This window comes from Microbacterium maritypicum MF109 (assembly GCF_000455825.1).
GTDB classification, from domain to species: Bacteria; Actinomycetota; Actinomycetes; order Actinomycetales; family Microbacteriaceae; genus Microbacterium; species Microbacterium maritypicum_A.
Map to the genome: position 1 here is coordinate 47,963 of NZ_ATAO01000179.1, position 23,814 is coordinate 71,776.

26 protein-coding genes are annotated in these 23,814 nt (G+C 66.8%); 14 read left to right on the forward strand and 12 right to left on the reverse strand.

The features are described from left to right. Positions 1-25: 25 nt before the first annotated feature. Together greA and L687_RS30250 are read right to left on the reverse strand one after the other, a co-directional pair. Positions 26-514, reverse strand: a complete 489-nt coding sequence (gene greA / locus L687_RS30245) for a transcription elongation factor GreA (RefSeq protein WP_021199541.1) — start codon at positions 512-514, stop codon at positions 26-28. Between the two features lie 98 nt (positions 515-612). Continuing rightward, positions 613-999 (reverse strand): DUF4307 domain-containing protein, encoded by a 387-nt coding sequence (locus L687_RS30250; RefSeq protein WP_021199542.1) that lies wholly within the window; start codon positions 997-999, stop codon positions 613-615. 67 nt (positions 1,000-1,066) lie between these two features. Between L687_RS30250 and L687_RS30255 the strand changes: the two genes are divergently transcribed. Continuing rightward, a complete protein-coding gene (locus L687_RS30255) occupies positions 1,067-1,366 on the forward strand; it encodes a hypothetical protein (RefSeq protein ID WP_021199543.1) in 300 nt (99 codons plus the stop codon). Between the two features lie 7 nt (positions 1,367-1,373). Here the strand turns inward: L687_RS30255 and trhA are convergent, their stop codons facing one another. Further along, positions 1,374-2,105, reverse strand: a complete 732-nt coding sequence (gene trhA, locus L687_RS30260) for a PAQR family membrane homeostasis protein TrhA (protein ID WP_021199544.1) — start codon at positions 2,103-2,105, stop codon at positions 1,374-1,376. A 97-nt stretch (positions 2,106-2,202) separates the two neighbouring features. On the opposite strand from trhA, the gene L687_RS30265 reads away from it, so the two are divergent. The 3 genes from L687_RS30265 to L687_RS30275 all read left to right on the forward strand — a co-directional run bounded on the left by L687_RS30265 (position 2,203) and on the right by L687_RS30275 (position 5,709). After that, entirely contained in the window at positions 2,203-2,982 is a 780-nt protein-coding gene (locus tag L687_RS30265) for an isoprenyl transferase (RefSeq protein WP_029260386.1), read from the forward strand. Between the two features lie 55 nt (positions 2,983-3,037). Further along, entirely contained in the window at positions 3,038-4,168 is a 1,131-nt protein-coding gene (locus L687_RS30270) for an aminotransferase class V-fold PLP-dependent enzyme (RefSeq protein ID WP_021199546.1), read from the forward strand. A 158-nt stretch (positions 4,169-4,326) separates the two neighbouring features. Then, a complete protein-coding gene (locus tag L687_RS30275) occupies positions 4,327-5,709 on the forward strand; it encodes a PhoH family protein (protein WP_021199547.1) in 1,383 nt (460 codons plus the stop codon). A 63-nt stretch (positions 5,710-5,772) separates the two neighbouring features. On the opposite strand, the gene L687_RS30280 is transcribed toward L687_RS30275, so the two are convergent. From L687_RS30280 to xseA, 5 genes are read right to left on the reverse strand one after another with little or no spacing between them, the layout of a single operon-like run. Further along, positions 5,773-7,167 carry a class II fumarate hydratase gene (locus tag L687_RS30280; RefSeq protein WP_021199548.1) on the reverse strand — a complete coding sequence of 465 codons (1,395 nt, stop codon included), beginning with the start codon at positions 7,165-7,167 and terminating at the stop codon, positions 5,773-5,775. After that, positions 7,164-7,853 carry a carbonic anhydrase gene (locus tag L687_RS30285; protein WP_021199549.1) on the reverse strand — a complete coding sequence of 230 codons (690 nt, stop codon included), beginning with the start codon at positions 7,851-7,853 and terminating at the stop codon, positions 7,164-7,166. The genes L687_RS30280 and L687_RS30285 overlap by 4 nt, the downstream gene beginning before the upstream one ends. Next, the gene (locus L687_RS30290) at positions 7,850-8,494 is read right to left on the reverse strand and encodes a DUF4245 family protein (RefSeq protein WP_021199550.1); all 645 of its coding nucleotides are present in this window, start codon (positions 8,492-8,494) and stop codon (positions 7,850-7,852) included. The genes L687_RS30285 and L687_RS30290 overlap by 4 nt, the downstream gene beginning before the upstream one ends. Beyond that, the gene (locus L687_RS30295) at positions 8,491-8,733 is read right to left on the reverse strand and encodes an exodeoxyribonuclease VII small subunit (RefSeq protein WP_021199551.1); all 243 of its coding nucleotides are present in this window, start codon (positions 8,731-8,733) and stop codon (positions 8,491-8,493) included. Before L687_RS30295 ends, L687_RS30290 begins: the two co-directional genes overlap by 4 nt. A gap of 36 nt (positions 8,734-8,769) precedes the next feature. Continuing rightward, entirely contained in the window at positions 8,770-10,047 is a 1,278-nt protein-coding gene (gene xseA / locus L687_RS30300; RefSeq protein ID WP_021199552.1) for an exodeoxyribonuclease VII large subunit, read from the reverse strand. 66 nt (positions 10,048-10,113) lie between these two features. Between xseA and L687_RS30305 the strand changes: the two genes are divergently transcribed. The 3 genes from L687_RS30305 (at position 10,114) to L687_RS30315 (ending at position 12,774) form a co-directional block, all read left to right on the forward strand. Further along, positions 10,114-11,193: a 4-hydroxy-3-methylbut-2-enyl diphosphate reductase gene (locus tag L687_RS30305; RefSeq protein WP_172889151.1), complete on the forward strand. Its 1,080-nt coding sequence runs from the start codon at positions 10,114-10,116 to the stop codon at positions 11,191-11,193. Positions 11,194-11,195: 2 nt separating this feature from the next. Beyond that, positions 11,196-11,987: an IclR family transcriptional regulator gene (locus L687_RS30310; RefSeq protein ID WP_021199554.1), complete on the forward strand. Its 792-nt coding sequence runs from the start codon at positions 11,196-11,198 to the stop codon at positions 11,985-11,987. Positions 11,988-12,234: 247 nt separating this feature from the next. Continuing rightward, on the forward strand, positions 12,235-12,774 hold the full coding sequence (locus L687_RS30315; protein WP_021199555.1) for a DUF6264 family protein: 540 nt from the start codon (positions 12,235-12,237) through the stop codon (positions 12,772-12,774). Between the two features lie 93 nt (positions 12,775-12,867). On the opposite strand, the gene fbaA is transcribed toward L687_RS30315, so the two are convergent. After that, positions 12,868-13,896, reverse strand: a complete 1,029-nt coding sequence (gene fbaA, locus L687_RS30320) for a class II fructose-bisphosphate aldolase (RefSeq protein ID WP_021199556.1) — start codon at positions 13,894-13,896, stop codon at positions 12,868-12,870. Between the two features lie 185 nt (positions 13,897-14,081). On the opposite strand from fbaA, the gene glpX reads away from it, so the two are divergent. Then, entirely contained in the window at positions 14,082-15,068 is a 987-nt protein-coding gene (gene glpX, locus L687_RS30325; protein ID WP_017828697.1) for a class II fructose-bisphosphatase, read from the forward strand. A 180-nt stretch (positions 15,069-15,248) separates the two neighbouring features. Continuing rightward, positions 15,249-15,533, forward strand: a complete 285-nt coding sequence (locus L687_RS30330) for a hypothetical protein (RefSeq protein ID WP_021199558.1) — start codon at positions 15,249-15,251, stop codon at positions 15,531-15,533. A 30-nt stretch (positions 15,534-15,563) separates the two neighbouring features. Here L687_RS30330 and L687_RS30335 read toward each other — a convergent pair whose 3' ends face one another. Both L687_RS30335 and L687_RS30340 read right to left on the reverse strand, forming a co-directional pair. Then, positions 15,564-16,859 (reverse strand): DNA recombination protein RmuC, encoded by a 1,296-nt coding sequence (locus L687_RS30335; protein ID WP_021199559.1) that lies wholly within the window; start codon positions 16,857-16,859, stop codon positions 15,564-15,566. Positions 16,860-16,978: 119 nt separating this feature from the next. Continuing rightward, positions 16,979-17,581, reverse strand: a complete 603-nt coding sequence (locus L687_RS30340) for an exonuclease domain-containing protein (protein ID WP_021199560.1) — start codon at positions 17,579-17,581, stop codon at positions 16,979-16,981. A 59-nt stretch (positions 17,582-17,640) separates the two neighbouring features. Between L687_RS30340 and L687_RS30345 the strand changes: the two genes are divergently transcribed. After that, positions 17,641-18,381, forward strand: coding sequence for a class I SAM-dependent methyltransferase (locus tag L687_RS30345; protein ID WP_031207220.1), 741 nt, complete (start codon positions 17,641-17,643; stop codon positions 18,379-18,381). 143 nt (positions 18,382-18,524) lie between these two features. On the opposite strand, the gene L687_RS30350 is transcribed toward L687_RS30345, so the two are convergent. Then, on the reverse strand, positions 18,525-18,962 hold the full coding sequence (locus L687_RS30350; protein WP_021199562.1) for a hypothetical protein: 438 nt from the start codon (positions 18,960-18,962) through the stop codon (positions 18,525-18,527). Between the two features lie 77 nt (positions 18,963-19,039). Here L687_RS30350 and ychF point away from each other — a divergent pair, with 77 nt between their 5' ends. The 4 genes from ychF (at position 19,040) to L687_RS30370 (ending at position 23,803) form a co-directional block, all read left to right on the forward strand. Further along, positions 19,040-20,134, forward strand: a complete 1,095-nt coding sequence (gene ychF / locus L687_RS30355; RefSeq protein ID WP_021199563.1) for a redox-regulated ATPase YchF — start codon at positions 19,040-19,042, stop codon at positions 20,132-20,134. 26 nt (positions 20,135-20,160) lie between these two features. After that, on the forward strand, positions 20,161-21,711 hold the full coding sequence (locus tag L687_RS30360; RefSeq protein ID WP_021199564.1) for a hypothetical protein: 1,551 nt from the start codon (positions 20,161-20,163) through the stop codon (positions 21,709-21,711). Positions 21,712-21,872: 161 nt separating this feature from the next. Then, complete coding sequence (locus L687_RS30365) at positions 21,873-23,216, forward strand: hypothetical protein (protein ID WP_021199565.1); 1,344 nt, start codon at positions 21,873-21,875, stop codon at positions 23,214-23,216. A gap of 71 nt (positions 23,217-23,287) precedes the next feature. Next, complete coding sequence (locus L687_RS30370) at positions 23,288-23,803, forward strand: hypothetical protein (RefSeq protein WP_021199566.1); 516 nt, start codon at positions 23,288-23,290, stop codon at positions 23,801-23,803. Positions 23,804-23,814: the final 11 nt, after the last annotated feature.

Sequence of the window (23,814 nt, forward strand, 5' to 3'; positions counted from 1 at the left end):
TGCGGGGGCGCTTCTGACAGGATGCTCAGCCCGTGTAGGTCTCGACGTTCACGATCTCGACGCTGATCGATCGCCCGTTGGGAGCCTCGTAGGAGGACTTCTCGCCGACCTTCAGGCCGAGGATGGCCTGACCGAGGGGGCTGGCTTCGCTGTACACGTCGAGGTCGCTGCCGGCCGCGATCTCACGGCTGCCGAGGAGGAAGACCTCTTCACCGCCCGCGACGAGGGCGGTGACCACGGTGCCGGGCTCGACGATCCCGCGGCTGGCAGGAGCCTCGCCGACCTTGGCGGTCTTCAGCAGGCCTTCGAGAGTGCGGATGCGCGCCTCCTGCTTGCCCTGCTCGTCCTTGGCGGCGTGGTATCCGCCGTTCTCCTTGAGATCGCCCTCTTCGCGGGCCGCCTCGATGCGCTTGGCGATCTCGTCGCGGCCGAAGGTGGACAGGTGCTCCAGCTCGGCGACGAGCCGGTCATACGCTTCCTGCGTGAGGAAGGGAACCTGAGCATCGGTGGACATGACGAAGCTCCTTCTTTCGGGATCCCTCCGGCATGCTGCGGGGGATATGCCAAGACGCCCCGGCACGGTGCCGGGGCGTCGTCTTGTCTGGCACGAGTCTAAGCGACCCAGCAGGCGTTCACCAAACCTGTGGTGGCTGCCGAGACGGTCGGAATGGTGACGGAGCGGGCCTGGGAGTGGCTGTCTCCGGCCTCGATCTCGACGATCTTCCAACCCACTACGCCGAACTCCTCGTCGAGGGCCTCCACGGCGCACACGACATCCTTGCCCTGCACGCCGGTCACCTGGAAGCTGATGTTCACGGAGTGCTCGTCGACGAGTTCGAAGCCCAGGTCGTCCGCGTCGACGGACGCCATCGACTGGGCGACGGTCATCCAGCTGAACGCGCCCACGATCAACAGCGCGATCACGCCACCGATGATCCACGGCGTCCGGCGTCGTCGGGTTCGGCCATAGCGTTCGTCGAGCTCTTGTGCGGTCGTCACAGGTGGGTCTTCCGGTCGTTAGGCTGGTGTTACCAGGTTATGCGACCTGCGTACGAAAGGCCGATTCATGTTCTCTCTGTCCGAGACCCCGATGCCGACGCCGAGCATGACCGTCGATCCGGTGTCGGTCACCCCGGGGTTCGTCGGCTTCGCCGCGATCGTCGTGGTCGTGATCGCGGTGATCCTGCTGATCTGGGACATGAACCGTCGCATCCGCCGGGTCCGGTACCGCGAAGAGGTGCGTGACGAGCTGGACGCCGAAGAAGCGGCGCGGGCCGAGGGCGGTGCCGCTGCACCCGGAGCGAACGAATCGACAGCCGACGGCACGACCTCAGCGGAGGGCGAAGGCGACACGCCCGCTCGCTGACCGACCGCTACGGTGCGCCCAGCGAGGGCGACAGCGGTGACAGCGCGATGAGCAGGCACGCGGTCCAGTGGCACAGGAACGCGAGCACCGTGCACACGTGGAAGATCTCGTGGAACCCGAAGTGCCCCGGCCAGGGGTTGGGCTTCTTGAGCGCGTAGACGACGGCGCCCCCCGTGTAGAGAAGGCCTCCCACGATCACCAGCACCATCATCGCGAAGTTCGCGTTCATGAGGTCGACGATGTACATCACGGCCGCCCAGCCGAGCAGCAGGTACAGGGCGACGTAGAGCCAGCGCGGCGCGTGGATCCAGAAGACCCGGAAAAGGATGCCGACGAGGGTTCCGCCCCACACCAGGCAGAGGAGCAGTACGCCCTTCGCGGGCGGGAGCGCCAGAACCGCCAGAGGAGTGTAGGTACCGGCGATCAGCAGCAGGATGTTGGCGTGGTCGATGCGCTTGAGCAGCACCTTCACCTTCGGCCGCCAGTCGATGCGGTGGTAGAGCGCCGAATTGCCGAAGAGCAGCAGCGAGGTGAGCATGAACACGGCGGAGGCCCACTTCGCCGGGGCGCCATCGGCCACGACGATGAGGACGATGCCCGCGATCAGAGCCACCGGGAACGTGCCGGCGTGGATCCATCCGCGCCAGGTCGGTTTGACCTCGGTCGCCGCATCCACGGCGGCCGCTTCGAGCAGGGGCAGCTGGGGGACGTCGGGGCCGGAGGGCTCGGGAGTGCTCACGTGCTCACTCTAAGCCGACGCGCATACCCCACAGGGCACATATCCTCAGCGCGCACACACGATGCCGCGGGCCTCGACACGGTAGCGTAGGGAGGTGATGTCACGCGAGAGCCCGGGGCGAGGGCCGCTGTATCGGCTCTACACCAGCCGGCTGCGTCGCCACCTCGATCCGGCCAGCGTGCCGCATCATGTTGCGATGATGATCGACGGCAACCGTCGCTGGGCGCGTCAGCTCGGACTGGACACGCCCGCAGAGGGCCACCGGGCGGGCGCCGCCAAGATGCGCGAGTTCCTCGGCTGGTGCGACGAGCTCGGTGTGCGCGTGGTGTCGCTGTATCTGCTCTCGAGCGACAACCTGCGAAAGCGCGATTCCGCGGAGCTCGCCGACCTCATCGAGATCATCGCCGAACTCGCCGAGGCTCTGTCCCGTGAAGGCAACTGGCGGGTCAAGCACGTCGGCCGATCCGACATCCTCCCGGCGGAACTCGCGCGCGTCCTCTCCGACGCCGAGAAGCGCACGAAGGATCACACCGGATTACACGTGAATCTCGCCGTCGGCTACGGCGGACGCAATGAGATCGTCGACGCGGTGCGGAGCATCATCACGAAGCACGAGGCATCCGGCGGCACGCTGGAAGACCTCGCCGCCCATCTCACGCCCGAGATGATCGGCGAGCACCTCTACACCGGCGGTCAGCCCGATCCCGACCTGGTGATCCGCACGAGTGGGGAGCAGCGGCTGAGCGACTTCCTGTTGTGGCAGAGCGCGCACAGCGAGTTCTACTTCGTCGAGGCGCTGGGTCCTGATCTCCGACAGGTGGACTTCCTCCGTGCGATCCGCGACTACGCCGATCGGGACCGACGCTTCGGGCGCTGAACGGGTGTCGGGAGGCCGGGGACCAGGGACCTGTGAGCCGTGCCACAATGACGCAGTGAGCACTTTCCGGGACTATGTCGACACGTTCGACACCGAGTCCGGCTATCTGAACTGGGCGGCCTTCGGTCCGCTGTCGCCGTCCGTCCGTGAAGAGGTCTTCGCCGACGCCGATCTGCTCGGCAGCGGGCGGCCGTCATCGCTCTCCCTGGTCGCCGAGCGCATCGGTCAGGCCCAGGAGCTCGTCGCCGAGCTGCTGGACGCGGAGGCCGACGACGTCACTTTGCAGCCGTCGTCGACCCACGGGCTCATGCACGCGCTGTTCGGGCTCTCCGGCGACGTGATCGCGAGCACCGCCGAATTCCCGAGCGTCAGTCTGACCCTGGAGCGCGCATCCACGGCATCGGATCGAACGGTCGCACCGCGCTGGATCACACCCGACGACGGGCGGGTGACACCCGACACCGTGATCGAGGCCCTCGATGACGAGGTGGTCGCGCTGGCGGTGAGCCACGTCGACTTCCGCACCGGATTCCGCGTCGATCTCGCGGCGCTTCGCGAGTCGATCGGGGCCGACCGCCTGCTCATCGTCGACGCCGTCCAGTCGTTCGGTGTGATCGACGCCGACTACTCCGCTGCCGACGTGGTGGTCGGACACGGCTACAAGTGGTTGCGCGCGGGTCGTGGCAGCGCCTTCGCGTGGTTCTCGCCCCGTGCACGAGAGCGCATCACCCCCGTGTTGTCCGGTATCACCGGCACGACGGCTGCGGGGCTGTTCGTCGACGAACTGCCTGCACCTGCGCCGTCGGCCCGCGCCTTCACCGTGAGCCAGCCCGACACGCTCGCGGCCGGCCGACTCGCGATCGGCGTGCGCGACGTGCGCGATGCCGGCGTCGACTCGATCGAGGAGCGGCTCGCCCAGAACGTCGACACCGTGATCGAGATCGCCGACCGCCACGGCATCGAGGTGAGCTCCCCGCGCGAGCGCAGCCGGCGTGCGGGCATCGTCGCGCTCGCTCCGGAGGAGCCCGCGCGACTCGCCGCGGCACTCGCCAACGCCGGAGTGGTCGTCACGGCACGGGGTGCCTCGGTGCGGATCGCGCCGCACGCGGGCACCGACGCCGCGACATTCGAGCTCCTCGACGATGCTCTGCGGGCGTTCGGCAACGAGACGTTCATCAGCGCGTAACGAATCATTGGCGTGTCGAATTCGGGTTAATCACCCGCACGGTCGTACGTTCTAGGCATCGGGCAAGGCGCCCGTTCGAGTCGGCCTCAGGTTGACGACTCGTGACCCCCTGGTCGACTCGTTCGAATAGCCGGGATTCCCCGGGTCGGGAGTGGGTCGTGACCACACGTACAGCGCAGCAGGCCACCAGCACCGCGCAGCAGTCCACCCGTAAGACGTCGAGCCGGGCATCGTCCGCCGATCCGGATCAGGATCTGCGCACGTATGTCCTCGACACCTCTGTCCTGCTGAGCGATCCGCAGGCGTTCTTCCGTTTCGCGGAGCACTCGGTCGTCCTTCCCGTCGTCGTGATCACGGAACTCGAGGGCAAACGCCACGACCCGGAGATCGGCTACTTCGCACGGCAGGCCCTGCGCCACCTCGACGACCTGCGCATCGAGCATGGACGGCTCGACTTCCCGGTGGAGGTCGGCGAGGGTGGCACGCTCCGCGTCGAGCTGGCGAACACCGACTCCTCCGTGCTTCCCGCCGGCATCCGCCTCAGTGACAACGACACGCGCATCCTCTCGGTCGCCATGCACCTCGCGCAGGACGGGCAGGACGTCACGATCGTCTCGAAGGACCTGCCGATGCGTGTCAAGGCCGCCTCTCTCGGCCTGCGCGCCGAGGAGTATCTGGCCGAGCAGGCGGTGGACTCCGGGTGGACCGGCATCTCGACGCTCGACCTCTCCGGTGACGACATCAGCGACCTCTACGAGAGCGAGGTCGGCATCAGCGAGCAGGCACGCGGTCTCCCGGTGAACACCGGACTGATCATCCACTCCGAGCGCGGTTCCGCGCTCGGCCGGGTGACGGGCGACGGCGAGTACCGACTCGTACGAGGAGACCGCGACATCTTCGGTATGCACGGCCGTTCGGCCGAGCAGCGCATCGCGATCGACCTGCTGCTCGATCAGGAGGTCGGCATCGTCTCCCTCGGCGGACGCGCCGGTACCGGCAAGTCGGCGCTCGCGCTCTGCGCCGGACTCGAAGCGGTGCTGGAGCGGCAGCAGCAGAAGAAGATCATCGTGTTCCGGCCGTTGTTCGCCGTCGGCGGGCAGGAGCTCGGCTACCTTCCCGGCGACCAGGGCGAGAAGATGGGGCCCTGGGGTCAGGCGGTGTTCGACACGCTGGGCTCGGTGGTGTCGGGAAACGTGATCGAGGAGGTCATCGAGCGCGGACTGCTCGAAGTGCTCCCGCTGACCCACATCCGCGGACGCTCCCTCCACGACGCGTTCGTGATCGTCGACGAGGCGCAGTCGCTCGAGCGCAACGTGCTGCTGACGGTGCTGAGTCGGATGGGCCAGAATTCCCGGGTGATCCTCACCCACGACGTCGGTCAGCGCGACAACCTCCGGGTCGGACGTCACGACGGAATCGCCAGCGTGATCGAGACGCTGAAGGGGCACGACCTCTTCGGGCACGTGACTCTGACGCGCTCCGAGCGTTCGGCCATCGCCGCCCTCGTCACCGAGCTCTTGGAGGGTGGAGAGCTCAGCTGACGACGGAAACAGCGGATGCCGCGGGGAAGAGTCCTCGCGGCATCCGCTGTCTCGCGCTATGGGTCAGCCCGGGTGCGTCATCGACAGCAGGTCGAGTTTCTCGTCGAGCTGCTCCAGGGTGAGGTCGCCGCGCTCCACGTAGCCGAGGTCGATCACGGCGTCGCGCACCGTGATGCCCTTGGCGACCGAGTGCTTGGCGATCTTCGCTGCGGCTTCGTAGCCGATGAGCTTGTTCAGCGGGGTCACGATCGACGGGCTCATGCCCGCGAAGGCAGCGGCACGCTCGACGTTGGCCTGCAGGCCGTCGATCGTCTTGTCCGCGAGAACGCGCGAGGCGTTCGACAGCAGACGGATCGACTCGAGCACGGCCGTGCCCATGACGGGGATGGCGACGTTGAGCTCGAAGGACCCGGATGCGCCCGCCCAGGCGACGGTCGCGTCGTTGCCGATCACGCGCGCGCACACCATCAGCACGGCTTCGGGCACGACCGGGTTGACCTTGCCGGGCATGATCGAGGATCCGGGCTGCAGGTCGGGGATGTGCAGCTCTCCGAGACCCGTGTTGGGGCCGGAGCCCATCCAGCGCAGGTCGTTGTTGATCTTGGTCAGCGAGACCGCGATCGTGCGCAGGGCGCCGGAGGCCTCGACGAGACCGTCGCGGTTGGCCTGCGCCTCGAAGTGGTCCTTGGCCTCGGTGATCGGCAGCTCGGTCTCCGCTGCCAGCAGCGCGATGACCTTCTGCGGGAAGCCGAGCGGGGTGTTGATGCCGGTGCCGACTGCGGTGCCGCCGAGCGGGACCTCGGCGACGCGGGGGAGGGCCGACTGCACGCGCTCGATGCCGAGGCGGATCTGGCGGGCGTAACCGCCGAACTCCTGGCCGAGCGTGACGGGCGTCGCGTCCATGAGGTGCGTGCGACCGGACTTGACCGCGTCCTTCCACAGCTCCGCCTTTGCCTCGAGGGCGACGGCAAGGTGGTCGAGCGCGGGGATGAGAGTATCGATGAGAGCCTGGGTGACCGCGATGTGCACCGAGGTCGGGAACACGTCGTTGGACGACTGCGAGGCGTTCACGTGATCGTTGGGGTGCACCGTCGCGCCGAGGATGCGCGTCGCGAGCGTGGCCAGCACCTCGTTCATGTTCATGTTCGACGAGGTGCCGGATCCGGTCTGGTACGTGTCGACCGGGAACTCTCCGTCATGGGCGCCGGACGCTACCTGATCGGCGGCCTGGGCGATGGCGTCGGCGATGGCGCCGTCGAGGGTGCCGAGCTCCTTGTTGGCGAGCGCCGCGGCCTTCTTGATGCGGGCCAGGGCGGCGATCTGCGTCGACTCCAGACCCTTGCCCGAGATCGGGAAGTTCTCCACGGCGCGCTGGGTCTGCGCTCCGTACAGTGCGTTCACGGGCACCCGCACCTCACCCATGGTGTCGTGCTCGATGCGGTAGTCCTGCTCGGTCATTCCGAACCCTCCTCGGTTGCGGGGTCAGTTCCCTCGGTGGTGACGCCTTCGGCGTCGATTCCGACCGTGATGACGGGCACCGCGGTGCCCTCGGCCAGACGGTAGTTGGCGCCGACGATGCCCAGGCGGCCCGCGGAGACGGCGCCGCTGATGATCTCGGACGACTGCAGCAGGTCGCTCACCGTGTTGCGCAGGTGTTCGATGCCGACGAGCTCCGAGTCGATCTCGGCGACGGTGGTTCCGCCGTTCTCGGCCAGCACCTTCCGCGCCGCGGGGACGATCGGGGCGATCAGCTTCCAGATGTGCGGCGGCAGGGGAGCGGCGTCGATCGCGGTGCCGTCGATCGCTGCGCGCACGGCGCCGCAGGAGTCGTGGGCGAGAACGACGATCAGGGGCACTTCGAGCACCGCGACGGCGTATTCGAGGCTCGCGACGATCGACTCGCCGATCACCTGTCCGGCGTTGCGCACCACGAACAGGTCGCCGAGGCCGAGGTCGAAGATGATCTCGGCGGCGAGACGCGAGTCCGAGCAGCCGAAGAGCGTCGCGACCGGGTGCTGGGCCGCTGTCAGATCCTTGCGGCGGGCGACGTCCTGGTTCGGGTGCCGAGGCTCGTCCTGCACGAAACGGCGGTTGCCGTCCTGCATCTGCTTCCAGGCGGCGGTGGGGGTCAGCGGGTGCGTCATGAAGCCTCCGAGATGGTGCGGATCTGCGGAATGAGCGACTCGGCGAGCTCAGCGGTCGAATCCGCCGACCGCGATCCGTAGAGCAGGATGTAGTCGTCGCCGGCCTGGGTGCCGATGGCGTAGGTGACGTTCGCGTTGGATTCGGCGCTGCCCGGCTTGTAGACGTCCCAGTCGAGTCCGCCGATGCGCACCGTGTCGGTGGGGGCGATGCCGTTCAGGCGCTGCGGTGCCCAGGAGGAATCGGCGTCGAACGCCTGCGCGACCTTGATGAAACCACGTTCCTTGTCGGACTTGGGAGCGAGGGTGACCTCCCACACCACGGTGGCTCCACCCTGCATCTCTGCACCGTTCGCACGCCAGAAGTCGCCGAGCTCGGGGATGAGGACAGGGCGGTCCATCGAGGACTCCACACCTTCGGCGACCGCGGCGACGTCGAGGGGCTTCTGCTCGACGGGGGCGCCGCGAGGCACGGCGAAGATGATGACGGCGACCACGGCGAGAGTGACCAGCAGCGCGGCGACGAGGTTGCGCACCGTCTGGCTCGATCGGTAGGCCTTGCTGGATGCGGCCTTGCGTGCGGCGGTCTCGTCCGGAGTCTCGGGGCGGCCGAGTTCGGCGATGATCGGGGGCTGCTTGCTCATGAATCTCCCGCCGGGGTCTCGGCGTCCGAAGCCGCGGCGCGGGCGGCATCCAGGCGGCGCTTGGCCCCCAGCAGCCACTCCTCGCAGCGGGCGGCGAGAGCCTCACCGCGTTCCCAGAGGGCGAGGGAGTGCTCGAGCGTCGGGGAACCCTGCTCGAGTTCGGCCACGACCTTGACCAGCTCGTCACGGGCCGCCTCGAACGACAGCGTGTCCACAGGGGTGTCGTTCAGGGCGCTCACTCCTCCATCTTACGTCGTGTGCCGCGGGTGCTCGGCTCAGGCGTCTTCCGCGATCTCACCCTCCGAGCGGGCGCTCAACGAGCCCCGATCGAGGGTGATCGTGAGCGCGCTCCCGGCCGGCGCGTCGGCGGCGTCACGCAGGATCACGCCGCCGTCGAGATGGGCGATGGCATAGCCCCGGGCCAGCGTCGCCGCGGGGGAGAGCGCGCGCAGCGACGCGCGGAGCTCACCGGTGCGGCGGCCGGCGTCGTCGAGCTGTCGGTTCACGGCGTCTCGTCCACGTCCGAGCAGCAGCCAGATCTCCTGGGCGCGGGCGTCGATGATCGGCGCGGGCGAGCGCAGCACGGGGCGCGAGCGCAATTGCTCCAGCTGCGAGATGTCGTGGGTGAGTCGCTGCGTCAGCCGCGTGGTGGCGCGGGAACGCAGCTGGGCGATGAGCGCACGCTGTTCGCCGACGTCGGGCACGACGCGTTTCGCGGCGTCGGTCGGGGTCGAGGCGCGCAGATCGGCCACGTCGTCGAGCAGCGGGTGGTCGTTCTCGTGCCCGATCGCACTCACCACCGGGGTGGAGACCGCGGCGACCGCTCGCACCAGCTTCTCGTCGCTGAAGCCGAGCAGCGTCTGCGGGTCGCCGCCGCCGCGGGCGATGATGATCACGTCGACCTCGGGGTCGGCGTCGAGTCGAGCGAGGGCCGCGAGCGTGTCGGGAACGCAGCGGTCGCCCTGCACAGCGGCGTACTCGGTGCGGAAGCGCACCTGCGGCCAGCGCAGTTCGGCATTGCGGTGGACATCCTTCTCGGCGTCGGACCGCTCACCGGTGATCAGACCGATCACGTGCGGGAGGAACGGCAGGCGCCTCTTCCTGGCCGGGTCGAACAGACCCTCCTGCCGCAGCTGCACGCGGAGCTTCTCGAGCCGCTCGAGCTGGTCGCCGAGCCCGACGTGCTTCATCGCGGAGACCGCGAAGCTGAAGTCGCCGGCCTTGACGAAGTAATCGGCCTTCACTGCGGCGACGACGTGATCACCGACGCCGATGTCGGACGGGATGCGTCCGCGCACGCTCGACCACACCCGGATGGAGATCTGCGCATCGGAGCGGGTGTCCTTCAATCGCGCGAACACGTTGCCGGCGCGGACGTTCCAGGAGGTGATCTCGCCCTCGACCCAGACGGTGTTCCACCGGGCGATGAAGTCGCGGATGGTCGCATTCAGACGCGTGACCGAGGTGGGGGCGTCAGCGGTCGAGTCGCGGGGTGCGACGGAATCGGCCGGAGGGGTCTCGCCCTGGCCCGTCGTCGCTTCGAAGACTGTCATCCGCTCCCGTTCCGTGCCCCTGAACCTCCCCGGCCGCGCACAGCTGTGCGACGGTAGAATTCAAGGGTGACTTCGACTGCCGTTCATCTCCCCGTGCCCCGCCTTCCACGAGTGCGTGCGGCGGCCGGGCGGCTTCAGGATAACCCGGTGGCCGGACACAAGCGCGTTCTGCTCGCCGCACCGCGCGGCTATTGCGCCGGCGTCGACCGCGCTGTGGTCGCCGTCGAGAAGGCCCTCGAGCGCTATGGCGCTCCGGTCTACGTGCGCAAGCAGATCGTCCACAACATCCATGTCGTGACGGAGCTCGAGGAGAAGGGCGCGATCTTCGTCGAAGAGGTCGACGAGGTCCCCGAGGGCGCTCACGTGGTCTTCAGCGCTCACGGCGTCTCGCCGGCGGTCGTGAACGCGGCCGCCGATCGCGGACTCCACGCGATCGACGCGACGTGCCCGCTGGTCACGAAGGTGCATCGCGAGGCCGTGCGTTTCGCCCGGGACGACTTCGAGATCCTGCTCATCGGCCACGACGGCCACGAAGAGGTCGAGGGAACGGCCGGTGAGGCTCCCGAGCATGTGACGGTCGTGAACTCTCCGGAAGAGGCCGACACGGTCGTCGTGAAGGATCCGAACAAGGTCGTCTGGCTCTCGCAGACCACGCTCTCGGTCGACGAGACGATGGAGACCGTCAACCGCCTGCGCACTCGTTTCCCCGAGTTGCAGAACCCGCCGTCCGACGACATCTGCTACGCCACGCAGAACCGCCAGGTGGCGATCAAGAAGGTCGCCGCCGGTGCGGATCTCGTGATCGTCGTGGGCTCGTCGAACTCGTCCAACAGTGTGCGCCTCGTCGAGGTCGCGCTCGAGTACGGGGCGAAGGCCGCTTATCGCGTCGACTACGCCGAGGAGATCCAGCAGGAGTGGCTCGACGGCGTCGAGACCGTCGGCGTGACCAGCGGCGCCTCGGTGCCCGAGGTCCTGGTGCGCGAGGTGCTCGACGCGATCGGCGACGCCGGTTACCGCGACGTCGAAGAGGTGAAGACGGCAGAGGAGGACCTCATGTTCTCCTTGCCCAAGGAACTGCGTCAGGACGCTGCGGGACAGCGCGACGCGCGGGCACTCGGCGGTCGTGCATCAGGAGGAGGCGCGTAGCGGTGAACGCCGCGGAGGCGGAGCCCACCCTCATCGGGTCGGTGCAACGCGCTCTGCGGCTGGTCGACATCGTGGCCAACTCTCCTCGTCCTCTTCCGCCCAAGATGCTCGCGGCGATCACCGGTCTGACCCCGGGCACCACCTACAACCTGGTGCGCACGCTCGTGCACGAGGGGTATCTCGCGTCGGAACCCGACGGGGTCGTGCTCGGCACCCGGTTTCCGTCTTTCCAGGAGCAGATCAGCTCGCGGGGCGTGTTCCTCGCCCGCGTGCGCGCGGCGCTCCGCGAGGTGACGGAAGACGTGGGTGCCACGGCTTATCTCTCACGCTTCGACGACGGGGAGATGCACCTGGTCGATATCGTCGACGCGGTCCGCAACCCCCGCATCGAACTATGGGTGGGGCTACAGTCGAGCGCCCACGCGACGGCGTTGGGGAAGCAGATCCTCGCAGCCCTGCCGGAAGCCGATCGCCTGGACTACCTCTCGAGGCACCGTCTGCCGGAACTCACCCCGCGGACGATCACCGACCGCAGGGCGCTGCTCACTCAGCTGGACCGCTCGCCGGGCTGGGCGATCGATCGGGAGGAATACGCCATCGGCGCCACCTGCGTCGCCGTGCCGGTCATCGCGCCGGGGATCACCGCGTCCCTGGCGATATCGCTGCCGGCGGATCGGGCCGTCGTGGATCGCACGCTCGTCTCGGCTCTACAGCAGACCGCGCGGAAGCTCTCGCTGCAGTTGGGGGCGGATGCGCTGGACGAGGGGAGCTCCGGAGCGGAGTTCACTATCTGAAGTACGACCCCTGGTATTGCGGCATGCGTTTTCCTACTATGGGGAGAGTAGCGGCATACATGAACGCTACTGATCGCCTTCAGCGTCCCCAGCGCTGGCGATCAATCTGGATGAGGAGCGTCCCCAGTGCTCCACGTCCGCGGCCCCGAGAAGTCCCCACTTCTCCGGGGCCGCTATCGTTTCCAGCGCGCGGTCCCGCGGCGATCGGCTGTGAACCGGCCAGAGGTGGGGCCGTTAGCATGGCGAGATGAGTGAAGAACGGCCCCGGTACGGCGAAATCGCGACTCCCGAGGAGCAGCGACGAGCGGCCGGTCTGCCGCCGCTCGAAGACGTGGTGATCGCACCGCCCACGACGCCCCTGCCGCCTGCTCCACAGGCAGGTCCTTCGACGAGTGATCCCGCGACGAAGCGATCGCACCCTCTCGATCGTTTTGCGACGATCGCGATGCTCGCCTACGGGCTGATCAACATCGTCGTCACCGGTCTGTCCTACCTCGACCTGCCCACGGTCATGAACCAGACGATGAAGGTCCTCGGCATCGAAGGGGAGTTCACGAACTTCGCGCAGGGGAAGACCTGGGGGACGATCGCCGCGATCGTGCTCGCGGTCGGATGGTCTGTCACCGCCGCGCTCTCGATCCGTCGCCTGCGTCGAGGACGGATCACCTGGTGGCTCCCGATCGTCGGCGCAATCATCACGATGGGCGTGGTGTCGATCTGCATCGCGGTGCCGATGATGAGCGATCCGGCGTTCGTCGCCCACCTCGAGCAGATGACGGCTCCCTGACCTCATCCCGTCGGCGTCGACGCACGACGCCCCTCGGCTACGAAGAAGGGGCCCGGCAGGAATGCCGGGCCCCTTCTCTCGTCTCGCGACCGATCAGCTCTGGGACTGGCCGTACGAGCCGAGCTGACGGGTCGACTCGACCACGCGGGCAGCCATCGCCGACTCGGCGATCTTTCCCCAGGCGCGCGGGTCGTACTGCTTCTTGTTCCCGACCTCGCCGTCGACCTTGAGGACGCCGTCGTAGTTCTTGAACATGTAGTCGGCGATCGCACGCGTGTAGGCGTACTGCGTGTCGGTGTCGATGTTCATCTTGATCACGCCGTTGGCGACCGCGAGGGCGATCTCCTCATCGGTGGAACCCGATCCGCCGTGGAACACCAGGTCGAGCGGCTTGGCGCCGGTGTTGTACTTGGCGGCGACCTCGGCCTGGATCTCGCCGAGGAGCTCCGGGCGCAGCTTCACTCCACCGGGCTTGTACACGCCGTGCACGTTGCCGAAGGTGAGGGCGGCGATGTAGCGGCCCTGCTCGCCGAGGCCCAGCGCCTGGACGGCCTGGTCGACATCGGCGAAGGTCGTGTAGAGGGCTTCGTTCGAGCCTTCGTGCTGCACGCCGTCCTCTTCGCCGCCGACGACGCCGATCTCGACCTCGAGGATGGCGTTGATGTTCTTCATGCGGGGGAGCAGGTCCTTCGCGATCTCGATGTTCTCCGCGAGGGGAACTGCCGAGCCGTCCCACATGTGGGACTGGAAGATCGGGTTGCGACCGGCCTTGACCTCTTCTTCGGACGCGGCGATGAGCGGCTCGACGAAGCCCGCGAGCGCATCCTTCGGGCAGTGATCCGTGTGCAGTGCGACGGTGATCGGGTAGTTCTTCGCGACCTCGGTGGCGAAGCGGGCGAACGCGAGGGCGCCCGTGGCGCGGGCCTTCACCGTGTGGCCGGCGAAGTAGTCGGCTCCACCCGTGGTGACCTGGATGATGCCGTCGGAGCCGGCTTCGGTCAGCCCCTGGAGGACGGAGTTGATCGTCTGCGAGCTGGAGACGTTGAATGCGGGGTACGCGAAGCCGCCGGCCTTCGCGCGGTCGAGCATTTCGGCGTACTGATCCGGGGTGGCGACGGGCATGAGAACTCCTGCGATAGGGGAAGCCGGGACAGCTGCCACTCTATCGGGGCGTGTGGGCCTCTACCGCAGTCATGACCTCCAGTGCGCAAGACCGCTTCTGCTTCCTTGTTAAGAATCGCGAATCCTTCGCGGGATACGGGCCGAAAGGGGCCGGATTCGGACCCGTCGGTGGCTAGGCTGACCGCATGGTGAGTCTGACAGCGGATCTGAGCCCTCTTCGTCCCGACCGTAACCTCGCGATGGAGCTGGTGCGTGCGACGGAGGCCGCGGCGATCCGCGCGGTGCCGTTCATCGGCCGCGGTGCCAAGGAGGCGGCGGACGGTGCGGCTGTCGATGCCATGCGCGCCTTCCTCGGCACGGTCGACTTCCAGGGCCGCGTCGTCATCGGCGAGGGGGAGAAGGACAACGCCCCGATGCTCTTCAACGGCGAGGTGGTGGGCACGGGCCGCGGACCTCTGTGCGACATCGCGGTCGACCCCATCGACGGAACCTCTCTCACGGCCGCCGGTCGGCAGAACGCCCTCTCCGTGATCGCCGTCTCGGATCGTGGCACGATGCTCGACGCCTCGACCGTCTTCTACATGGACAAGCTCGTCACGGGCCCGGCAGGTGTCGGGGTCGTCGATATCCGTCTGCCGATCGGTGAGAACATCCGCAAGCTCGCGGGTGCGCTCGACAAGCCGGTCGACGAGATCGTCGTCTCGGTGCTGAACCGCCCGCGTCACGAGCAGCTGATCCAGGAGATCCGCGACGCCGGCGCCGGCACCCGTCTGATGAGCGACGGTGATGTCGCCGGTGGCATCAACGCCGCCCGTCACGATGCGCGCACCGACATGTGCGTCGGGGTCGGCGGCAGTCCGGAGGGCATCGTCACGGCGTGTGCGATCAAGGCTCTCGGCGGGCACATCCAGGGTCGCCTCTGGCCCCGCGACGATGACGAGCGTCAGCGCGGCATCGACGCCGGACTCGACATGGACAAGGTCTACGAGGCGGATGACCTGGTGCAGGGGAACAACACGATCTTCGTCGCGACCGGTGTCACCGACGGGCAGCTCGTCGCCGGCGTCCGTCGCGAACGCGGCTACGTCTACACCGAGAGCGTCGTGCTCCGCGGGGCATCCGGAACCCTTCGGCGCATCGCATCGGAGCACCTCGTCTCGAAGTGGCTCTGATCGTTCGGGAGCCTGCCTTCACGTGATCGTCGGCCGGGGAACCGGTGGCATCGTTATCGAGCCGGTATCGCCCGGCAGGGGCACGATCCACGGTTCTCCGGGGCGCCGTGTCACAATTGTCACTGGGTTTGTCGCCGTCGACGGAGCCGCCAGGCACCGCAGGCACAGGAGGGCGAACAGATGACAACGCAGCACACGAGCGGCTCGAAGGCCGCCCCGACGAAGATCATCACGACCAACACGGGCCGCATCCTGCGGGTGAGCGCCGATGCGGAATCCGTTCCGACACCGCCCGTCGCCACACCGGCCGCTTCGGTGGTCGATCCGGCTCGCCGGGCCGACGTGCTCTTCCGTGTGCGTCGAGACGAGGGACACGAGATCAGCGCCTGGTGGATGATCGGCGCGTTCCTCGCGACCAGCGGTCTCGTCATCCTGCTGCTCAGCGGCGTTCCCGGCATCGCCTGAGGGCCGTCCCCGGTCGCTGATCCGCCCGCATCATCCCTCGTCGAGTCGATGCCGCACGTCGCCGACGTCCGCACGGACCGTCTCGCCACGCGTGGCCTCGAGAGCGGCGATCCCGCCGGTCTGCGACGCATGATCGCCGGAGGCGGTGTCATCCGTCGTGAGGAGCTCAGGTGCGGTGAATCTTCTGGCTGCGCCCACCGTGGTGGCAGATGCGGTCGCGAGCGCAGAGGCATCGACGCCTGGGAACTGGCGGGCGGTGACGAGCACGCGCGTCTCGAGTGAGCCGGCGAATCGGTTGTAGCTGTCGACGGTGCGCTCCAGCGCCCGACGCAGGTCGTCGGCATGCCCGGCGAGCGTACCCAGCCGGTCGTACAGCTGTGTGCCGAGGGCGAGCAGCGTGCGCGCCTCGGTCGACACCTCCTGCTGCGTCCAGGTGAAGGCGACGGTCTTCAGCACCGCCCAGAGGTTGACGGGGGAGGCGAGCGCCACCCGGCGGCTGAACGCATAGTCGAGCAGGGTCGGGTCCTCATCGATGGCGGCGGCCAGCAGCGACTCGCTCGGCAGGAAGCAGATCACGAACTCGGGACTGGCATCGAGCCCGGCCCAGTAGGCCTTCTTCGCCAGGGCGTCGATGTGCGCACGGACCGCCTTGACGTGCTTCTGCATCAGCGTGCGGCGTTGCGGCTCTCGCGCATCGCCCCCGGGGAGAGCGGAGGCCTCGAGGTAGGCGTCGAGAGGCACCTTGGCGTCGACCGCGATCGAGCTGCCGCCGGCGAGGCGGATGACCATGTCGGGCCGCCCCTGACCACGGTCGGAGGAGATCGTCGCCTGCAGGTCGAAGTCGATGTGACGGGTGAGCCCGGCAGCCTCCACCACGCGGCGCAGCTGGGTCTCTCCCCAGACACCGCGCGTGGCGGTGGAACGCAGAGCGCCGGCCAGCGATTCCGTCGTCGCCCGCAGCGCCTCGTCGGACTCCTGGGCGCGACGCAGCTGCTCTTCGAGAGTGCCGAACTGGGCGTGCCGCTCCCGCTCGATGGCCGTGACCTTGGTCTGCATCTGCTGCAGACTCTCGCGGACCGGAGCCAGGGCCGTCAGCACCGCGTTCTGCTGCTGCACCCGCTGCGCCTCCGCACGCTGCTCGTTCCGCGCATGCTCGACGGCGTCGCGGTACAGGTCGTACTGCCGGTCGCGATCGTCACGCGCGGCCGCCAGCTCGGCCTGGGCACGCGCGAGGTCAGCTGCCCCGCGACCGGCACGGAGGAACCAGCCCACGGCGACACCCGCCGCGAGGGCGACGAGGAGGAGAACGACAGCCAGAGCATCCATGTGTTCATGATGCGGCCGGCATCCGACATTCCCGGGTCGCCGCGCACGGATGCCGTGTGACGCGCCGGCCGCGGTGCGGCGGTGCGGCGGTTCAGGCTCTGCGGTTCAGGCCCGGCGGTTCAGGCGACGGCGCGCTCCAGAACGGGCGCGACGGGTGCGACGGGAGCGGTCACACGCAGGCTCAGGGCATCGGCGAGTGCGAACACGTCGGCCGCGCCGGCCCTCGCGGCCGCATCGATGACGATCTGCGCGCAGGCGCGGGCATCGGCGAGGGCGTCGTGGTGCGCGAACTCCTCGAATCCGGCAGCGGCGGCGGCGATCGGCAGGCGATACGAATCGAGTGTGTACGTCTTGCGGGCGACCTGCAGGCTGCACAGCGAGCGGTAGGGCGGGCAGAGCTGCCCGGTCGCCTCGGAGGCGCGACGCAGGACGTTGAGGTCGAAGCCCGCATTGTGCGCCACGAGCACGTCGGCCCCGGCGAACGCGCACAGGCGATCGAATTGATCGACCCACGTGGCGGCCGACAGCACATCCTCGGGCTGGATGCCGTGGATGCGGACGTTCCACTCCTGGAACTCGTCGTGCCCTGGCGGTGGTTGGATCAGCCATCCCGTGGTCGCGACGACTTCACCGCCGCGCACGCGGACGAGACCGACGGAGCAGGCAGAGGCCGGACTGGAGTTCGCGGTTTCGAAGTCGATCGCAGTGAAATCCAGTGGCACATCCCCACTTTCCCCCGGCGGCTCGCAGAGGGGTCGGAGACTCGCCGTATGCTGGCGACATGGCTGAGGACATGGCGACGTCGTTCGGAGCGCAGGCCGGGGATTACGAGGCCGGACGGCCCGACTATCCGTTCGAGGCGGTGGCGTGGATGCTCGAACGGATGCCCGCGGATTCCCGTCGCGTCGCCGATGTCGGCGCGGGAACGGGCAAGCTCACGCGCGTCCTCTCGCAGGCTCCCGACGCCGAGGTCGTCGCGGTCGACCCCGACCCGGAGATGCTTGCCACGCTCCGCGCTGCGGTTCCGGGGGTGCCCACCTTCGTCGGGTCCGCGGAGCAGCTGCCGCTTCCGGACGCGAGCGTCGACGCCGTCGTGCTGGGGCAAGCCTGGCACTGGGTGGATCCGGTCGCCGGCTCCGCGGAGATCGGGCGCACCGTACGCAGCGGGGGAGTGCTCGGCCTCATCTGGAACATCCGCGACGATCGTGTCGAGTGGGTCCGCAGGCTCACCGAGATCATGCACGGCAGTCACGCCGAGATCATGCTCGCCGAGGGAGATCCGGTCGTCGCCGCGCCGTTCGGGCCGCTCGAGCAGGAACGCTGGGAATGGGTCCGCCCCGTCACCCGCGACGTGCTGCACCGGATGGCGGCATCACGGAGCCACATCATCACCGCCCCTGACGAGGAGAAGGAGCGCATCCGCCGGGAGCTCGACGCCCTCTTCGATGAGCTCGACCTGCATGGCGATGCGACCATCGACCTTCCGTACGTGACCCGTGCGTACCGCGCCGTCCGCGACTGACCCACAGCTCCCGCAGGATCGCCGGGCACCGGCCAGGTAGACTCGTGCCCCGTGGCTCTCACTATCGGCATCGTCGGTGACTGCAACGTCTAAGTAAGTCCACTTCTATCGCGGGGCAGCACATGGCGGGCCCCGCCAGTGGTCTAGGACGTCGCCCAACTCCGTATCTCGGCCTCCATCGATGGGTCAGCAGCGCCGTGGAGTGCGAATACGGGGGCCGCGGGCGAGCCGCCAATGGTGCAGTACGAGATGGTATCGCCAACTGCGGATGTGGCGGGTACGATGACGAGCCACGGCGGGTCGGCTTCGATTGCTTCCACCGTCGCTTGGTCCTTCTTGAACTCCGGCGAGCCGCCGTGGTCTTGCGTGGTCTTTTCGATGCAGAGATCGACGAGTAGTGAGTCGGTGAACTCCGCCTCAGCAACCGGAGCTGACGTCGGGGAAGAGGTGGGGGTCGCGGTCGCGGCGGAGCCGTTGGTGGCCGACTCGACCGGTGCCGGAGAATTGATGGGTCCGGTCGCGGTACAGCCGGTCAGGGCGACGAGGGTGAAAATAGCCGCGAGGCCGATTCGTGTGCGCATATTCGAATGCTACTGAGCTTGCGGCGAACTGCACGAGTGACCACGCGGGAAGGAGCGCCCGATAAGCTCTTCATGCCATGCCTAACTTATCCATAGGAATCGTCGGCCTGCCCAACGTCGGCAAGTCCACCCTCTTCAACGCACTCACCAAGAACGACGTGCTCGCGGCGAACTATCCGTTCGCGACGATCGAGCCCAACGTCGGCGTGGTGAACCTGCCCGATCCGCGTCTGGAGAAGCTCGCGGAGATCTTCGGCAGCGAGCGGATCCTCCCCGCCGCCGTGTCGTTCGTCGACATCGCCGGCATCGTGCGCGGTGCGAGCGAGGGGGAGGGCCTGGGCAACAAGTTCCTGGCCAACATCCGTGAGGCCGACGCCATCGCGCAGGTCGTTCGCGGCTTCGCCGACGACGACGTCGTGCACGTCGACGGCACGGTCAACCCGGCATCCGACATGGAGACGATCAACGCCGAGCTCATGCTCGCCGATCTGGAGACCGTCGACAAGGCGATCGCCCGGTACGAGAAGGAAGTCCGCGGCAAGAAGATCGAGCCTGTCGTGCTCGAGACTGCGAATGCGGCGAAGGATGCGCTGGAGCGCGGCGTGCTGCTCTCGGTCGCCGGCATCGACCTGACGCCCATCCGCGAGCTGGGTCTGCTCACCGCGAAGCCCGTCATCTTCGTCTTCAACGTCGACGAGGCCGTGCTGACCGACGACGCGCGCAAGGCGGAGCTCGCCGCTCTCGTCGCCCCGGCGAAGGCCATCTTCCTCGACGCGAAGATCGAGTCGGAACTGATCGACCTCGACCCGGAGGATGCGGCGGAACTGCTGGCTTCGACCGGCCAGGACGAGTCCGGACTCGACCAGCTCGCCCGCATCGGGTTCGACACGCTCGGCCTGCAGACGTACCTCACGGCCGGTCCGAAGGAAGCTCGCGCCTGGACGATCCCCAAGGGGTCGAAGGCGCCTCAGGCGGCCGGTGTCATCCACACCGACTTCGAGAAGGGCTTCATCAAGGCCGAGATCGTCTCGTTCGAAGACCTGGTCGAGACCGGATCCGTCGTCGAGGCCCGCGCCAAGGGCAAGGCCCGCCTCGAAGGCAAGGACTACGTCATGCAGGATGGCGACGTGGTGGAGTTCCGTATCGGAAACACATCTGGCGGATCGAAGTAGCGCGGCTACGTCGGATACTAGGGGCGATGTCAATGACGACGAACGATGAGCGATACACGATGGCCAAACGAGGAGCACAAGGCGTCTCTCCGACGCACCTGCTGAGACAACTCAAGCTGCCGTCGAGGTACGAGTCGCTTGTGGCAGCTGTGGGAAGCGACGTTGCCCGGCTCCTCGTCGAGCCCAGCGACGAGACCCTGGCGATCTTCCGCCGAGCAGCTTTACACATTGGCAGTCGCGGGCGCGGCTTGTTTCTGCCGGTCTACGCGGAGTCCGGTACTGGGAAGACGACACTGGTGAGCAACTTGTCGGGTTGGATTCCCGGCGAGTATGGCCCGACCGCGAGACTTGCGGGTGGAGAGGTCTCCGCCGCGCGTCTGCGACAGGCCGTCGCGTCGATGGTGCACGATTATCACCTAGCCGCGAACGACAAGAAGGTTCTGGTCGTTAACGTCGATGACCGCGAAAGCGATCCTCCCACCGACAAGGAACTGTCCCAGATCAAGTCGTTCGTGCGTGAGGCTGGCCAGGGAGAGGCGGGTCTTGGTGCGCGCACGCTAGTCGTTTGGCCTGAAACATCTCGCGTGAACGCCGAAGAGATGTCAGCGGCGTACGTGCAGAGGGCGGGAAAGTCACCAGTCACTATCCCTGCAGAGGTGGCTGGACCCGCCCGCGGAACGTGGGGCGGGTTAGCTCTCGCTACCCTCAAGCTAGTCAACTCAGTCGATCACCTTGAGGCGCTGGGCGTCGATCCGGAAGCGTACGACAAGGATGCCTTCCCGACGGTGGGTGACTTCCTAGACGAGATCAGTAACGACTTCGTTGACTTGCTTGACAAACTCCTAGCATCCACTCGCAAGCCGGTTCGCCTCGTAGTGGTCTTCGCGAGTGCCAGCGGCAAAGCTGGCGTTCTCAGCGAACTGTCTAGCGGTTACCGGTACGGACTGGTGGATGCGGACAAGCTGGTTGCCGCCACGCCCGGCAGCGTTATCGGCAAGTGGTGGGCCGCACGTATGGGCTTGCTCGTGCAGACCATCGTTCGTCTAGATGCGCGCGTAACGTTCGTAGGCCCGTCGCTCTCTGTTCCTGTGGTGAACCGGTTCGGAACGGATGAGGCGAAGGCGGTATTCAAAGACCTCGGTATCGCGCCTAAGCCACCTAGTGAGATCTCAACCTACTTTGAACGGTCAGACCTTGGGCGACTGCTCCATGGCACGGCATCGGCAACTTCAGAGATTCGGGGTAACCCCGCCGCCGATGCCGCCGTAGCTTTTCGTCAGTTGGCTGCAGACGTTGGGTTTGGTTCGGGCCAAGACAAAAAGCTGAATCGTGCTTTCGGGGACTTCCTGGCCCAAGCCCAGTCCTCGTTGGGGGACGTCGTCGTCGAGAAGAAGGCTGATGGGATTCCTCTCATTCCTGACGTTAGCCTCGGTGCGGACGAGCACGTCACATGTGTTGAGTTTCACTGGCGGTCGGGGGAGTACTTGGTGTCGGCGAACCGTTCCGCTATCGCCCAGTACATTCTGACCAAACTCAAGTCCTACGCCAATGAGCTTGGATGGGTAGCATCGCCGTGAGGCGTGTCGTTGGGGTGGACGGGACGCAAAGTAGTGGAGTTCCGGCTTAGCAGTTGACTCCCATTAGTCGAAGTCCCTGGAATAGCTGAAGTGACGTAGGGGCCTTTTGAAAGTCGTTTTGCGTGCTCAGTTGGTGGGCACGATAGGAAAGGAGCTCGGCAGTGTCGCTGAGAGACCTAGAGCAGATTCAGCACGACATCGTTGAACCACGAACTCGGGCATTGTTCGCCGAGATCGTCAAGTGCTATGAGGGCGGTGCTCATCGAGCGGCTTTGGTTTCACTGTGGATCGCAGTGATTGCGGACCTCACGGCAAAAATTCGCCACCTCGCTGAGTCCGGCGATGGTGAGGCCCGCGAGGTTGTCAGCGGCCTCGACAAAGCCTTGGCAAACCAGAGCGTGAGCAAGGTCCAGGAGTATGAAAGAACAATTCTCGATGTTGCCGAGCAGCGTCTCAGCATGCTTTTGCCGCGAGAGCGAGTGGAACTCGAACGTCTGAACGAAGACCGGAATCTCTGCGCCCACCCGGGCTATGTCGACGAAGTTGAGTTGTTCGTGCCTGACGCGGAGGCTGTGAGGGCTCACCTAATCGCGGCGCATCGCGCTGTTTTTTCGCAGAGGCCGCTCGCGGGAAAGCGTCTGCTGGCCACGCTTGAGGCGGAGATCGAGGGCGAATCGTGGCCGAGTGACGCCGAGTACTTCCTGCTGAGGTTTCTCCGGCCAGCGCGGAACAGCGTCAAAGCCAATCTGACGAAGGTGCTGATCAAGCACAGTCTGCGGCCCCCGGACGGGAGTAACCGCACTGCGCGAAGAGCACGGAACTCAGTTGCTGCGATTTCCAGGGAAGCACCCGCCCTATTTGAAGAGAGCTTGGGGGCGGTGCTGCAGGCTTGGGAAACGTCCGCCTCGCTGGGGGATTCTGAACTAATCCGTGCTGTCGGTGCATACGGAGCCGAGTCGGTTCTGTGGTCTGTGCTGCCTGGCACGGGAAGGTCTCGGCTTGATGCGCTGCTAGAGCGGTGTGACGTAGAGACGCTGATTGATGAGCGTTTCTTCGTTTCCGGGCCTCCTCGCGACGAGAACCTCGCCGCGAAGTATCAGCAGATTGTGTCTGAATTGAGCGTGGAACAGGTGGGCCGAGCGGTTAGGCAATCCGTTCAGCGTCGGCCGTTTATCGATTCTTTACTCGCGCGGGTAGAGAGTTCCGCTAGCTTTCGGAATGCGGAGGAGAACCTGCGGCTGATCGAGCTGTGCAGCGCAAGCCTTGAACTTGAGGACGTGGTTCGTCTTCGCGAAGCCATCCAGGCTAACGCAAGGGACCAGGTAAGACTCGCAGGGGGCACAGAGGCGATTCTGAGCAGCATCTATTCTGCAGCACCACCGAGTGCCGAGGTCGCCGTGGAATGGCGGGCGCTCGCAGATTGGCTTCGTAGACGAGGTATTGAGAGTGGCGATGAGTACTACCTCTATGAGGCCTTCACGGACTTGGTCCGAGGAGAAGGATAACTGCGACATGCTGCAGCTTCGCTTCAACACTCGAGCGTCGGAGTCGTCGACGGGTGCGTGATTCGAAGAGGGTGGTACCGACGTCTCGGTTAAGGCACCTCGCGCGGGTCACCCGCATCTGCCTGCTCATCGTCATCGTCGGGCTCGTGGTGAGCGGGGTCACCGCCTTCCCGCTCCGCGAGGAGTTGATGCTCGGACGCGACGTCCTGAACAACACAGGACTCAGCGCGGTCTTCCCAGATCTCGCATTCTGGGTGCAACGGGTCGCTGAGGGGCTCGACGTCACGGGCACCGACTATCCGTTCCTCGCCTACGGCACGGACTGGCTGGCATTCGCCCACCTGGCCATCGCGGTCGCCTTCGTCGGGCCGCTCATCGATCCCGTCCGCAACGTCTGGGTCACCATCTGGGGTCTGATCATGTGTGCGGGCATCGTGCCACTGGCACTCATCGCCGGCGCGATCAGAGGCTTGCCGCTCGGCTGGCAGCTCATCGACATCTCCTTCGGCGTCGTCGCGGCCGTGCCGCTGACGATCGCCCTCGTGCTGACACGTCGACTCGAGAGGTCGCGCATGAGCACCCGCTGAGAACCCGCGTC

What these genes read in the sequence shown, in the direction of transcription:
- greA (WP_021199541.1), bottom strand. Translation starts at nt 514, where the DNA reads ATGTCCACCGATGCTCAGGTTCCCTTCCTCACGCAGGAAGCGTATGAC.
- L687_RS30255 (WP_021199543.1), top strand. Translation starts at nt 1,067, where the DNA reads ATGTTCTCTCTGTCCGAGACCCCGATGCCGACGCCGAGCATGACCGTC.
- L687_RS30265 (WP_029260386.1), top strand. Translation starts at nt 2,203, where the DNA reads ATGTCACGCGAGAGCCCGGGGCGAGGGCCGCTGTATCGGCTCTACACC.
- L687_RS30280 (WP_021199548.1), bottom strand. Translation starts at nt 7,167, where the DNA reads ATGACCGAGCAGGACTACCGCATCGAGCACGACACCATGGGTGAGGTG.
- L687_RS30285 (WP_021199549.1), bottom strand. Translation starts at nt 7,853, where the DNA reads ATGACGCACCCGCTGACCCCCACCGCCGCCTGGAAGCAGATGCAGGAC.
- L687_RS30290 (WP_021199550.1), bottom strand. Translation starts at nt 8,494, where the DNA reads ATGAGCAAGCAGCCCCCGATCATCGCCGAACTCGGCCGCCCCGAGACT.
- xseA (WP_021199552.1), bottom strand. Translation starts at nt 10,047, where the DNA reads ATGACAGTCTTCGAAGCGACGACGGGCCAGGGCGAGACCCCTCCGGCC.
- L687_RS30315 (WP_021199555.1), top strand. Translation starts at nt 12,235, where the DNA reads ATGAGTGAAGAACGGCCCCGGTACGGCGAAATCGCGACTCCCGAGGAG.
- fbaA (WP_021199556.1), bottom strand. Translation starts at nt 13,896, where the DNA reads ATGCCCGTCGCCACCCCGGATCAGTACGCCGAAATGCTCGACCGCGCG.
- glpX (WP_017828697.1), top strand. Translation starts at nt 14,082, where the DNA reads ATGGTGAGTCTGACAGCGGATCTGAGCCCTCTTCGTCCCGACCGTAAC.
- L687_RS30330 (WP_021199558.1), top strand. Translation starts at nt 15,249, where the DNA reads ATGACAACGCAGCACACGAGCGGCTCGAAGGCCGCCCCGACGAAGATC.
- L687_RS30335 (WP_021199559.1), bottom strand. Translation starts at nt 16,859, where the DNA reads ATGGATGCTCTGGCTGTCGTTCTCCTCCTCGTCGCCCTCGCGGCGGGT.
- L687_RS30345 (WP_031207220.1), top strand. Translation starts at nt 17,641, where the DNA reads ATGGCTGAGGACATGGCGACGTCGTTCGGAGCGCAGGCCGGGGATTAC.
- L687_RS30350 (WP_021199562.1), bottom strand. Translation starts at nt 18,962, where the DNA reads ATGCGCACACGAATCGGCCTCGCGGCTATTTTCACCCTCGTCGCCCTG.
- ychF (WP_021199563.1), top strand. Translation starts at nt 19,040, where the DNA reads ATGCCTAACTTATCCATAGGAATCGTCGGCCTGCCCAACGTCGGCAAG.
- L687_RS30360 (WP_021199564.1), top strand. Translation starts at nt 20,161, where the DNA reads ATGTCAATGACGACGAACGATGAGCGATACACGATGGCCAAACGAGGA.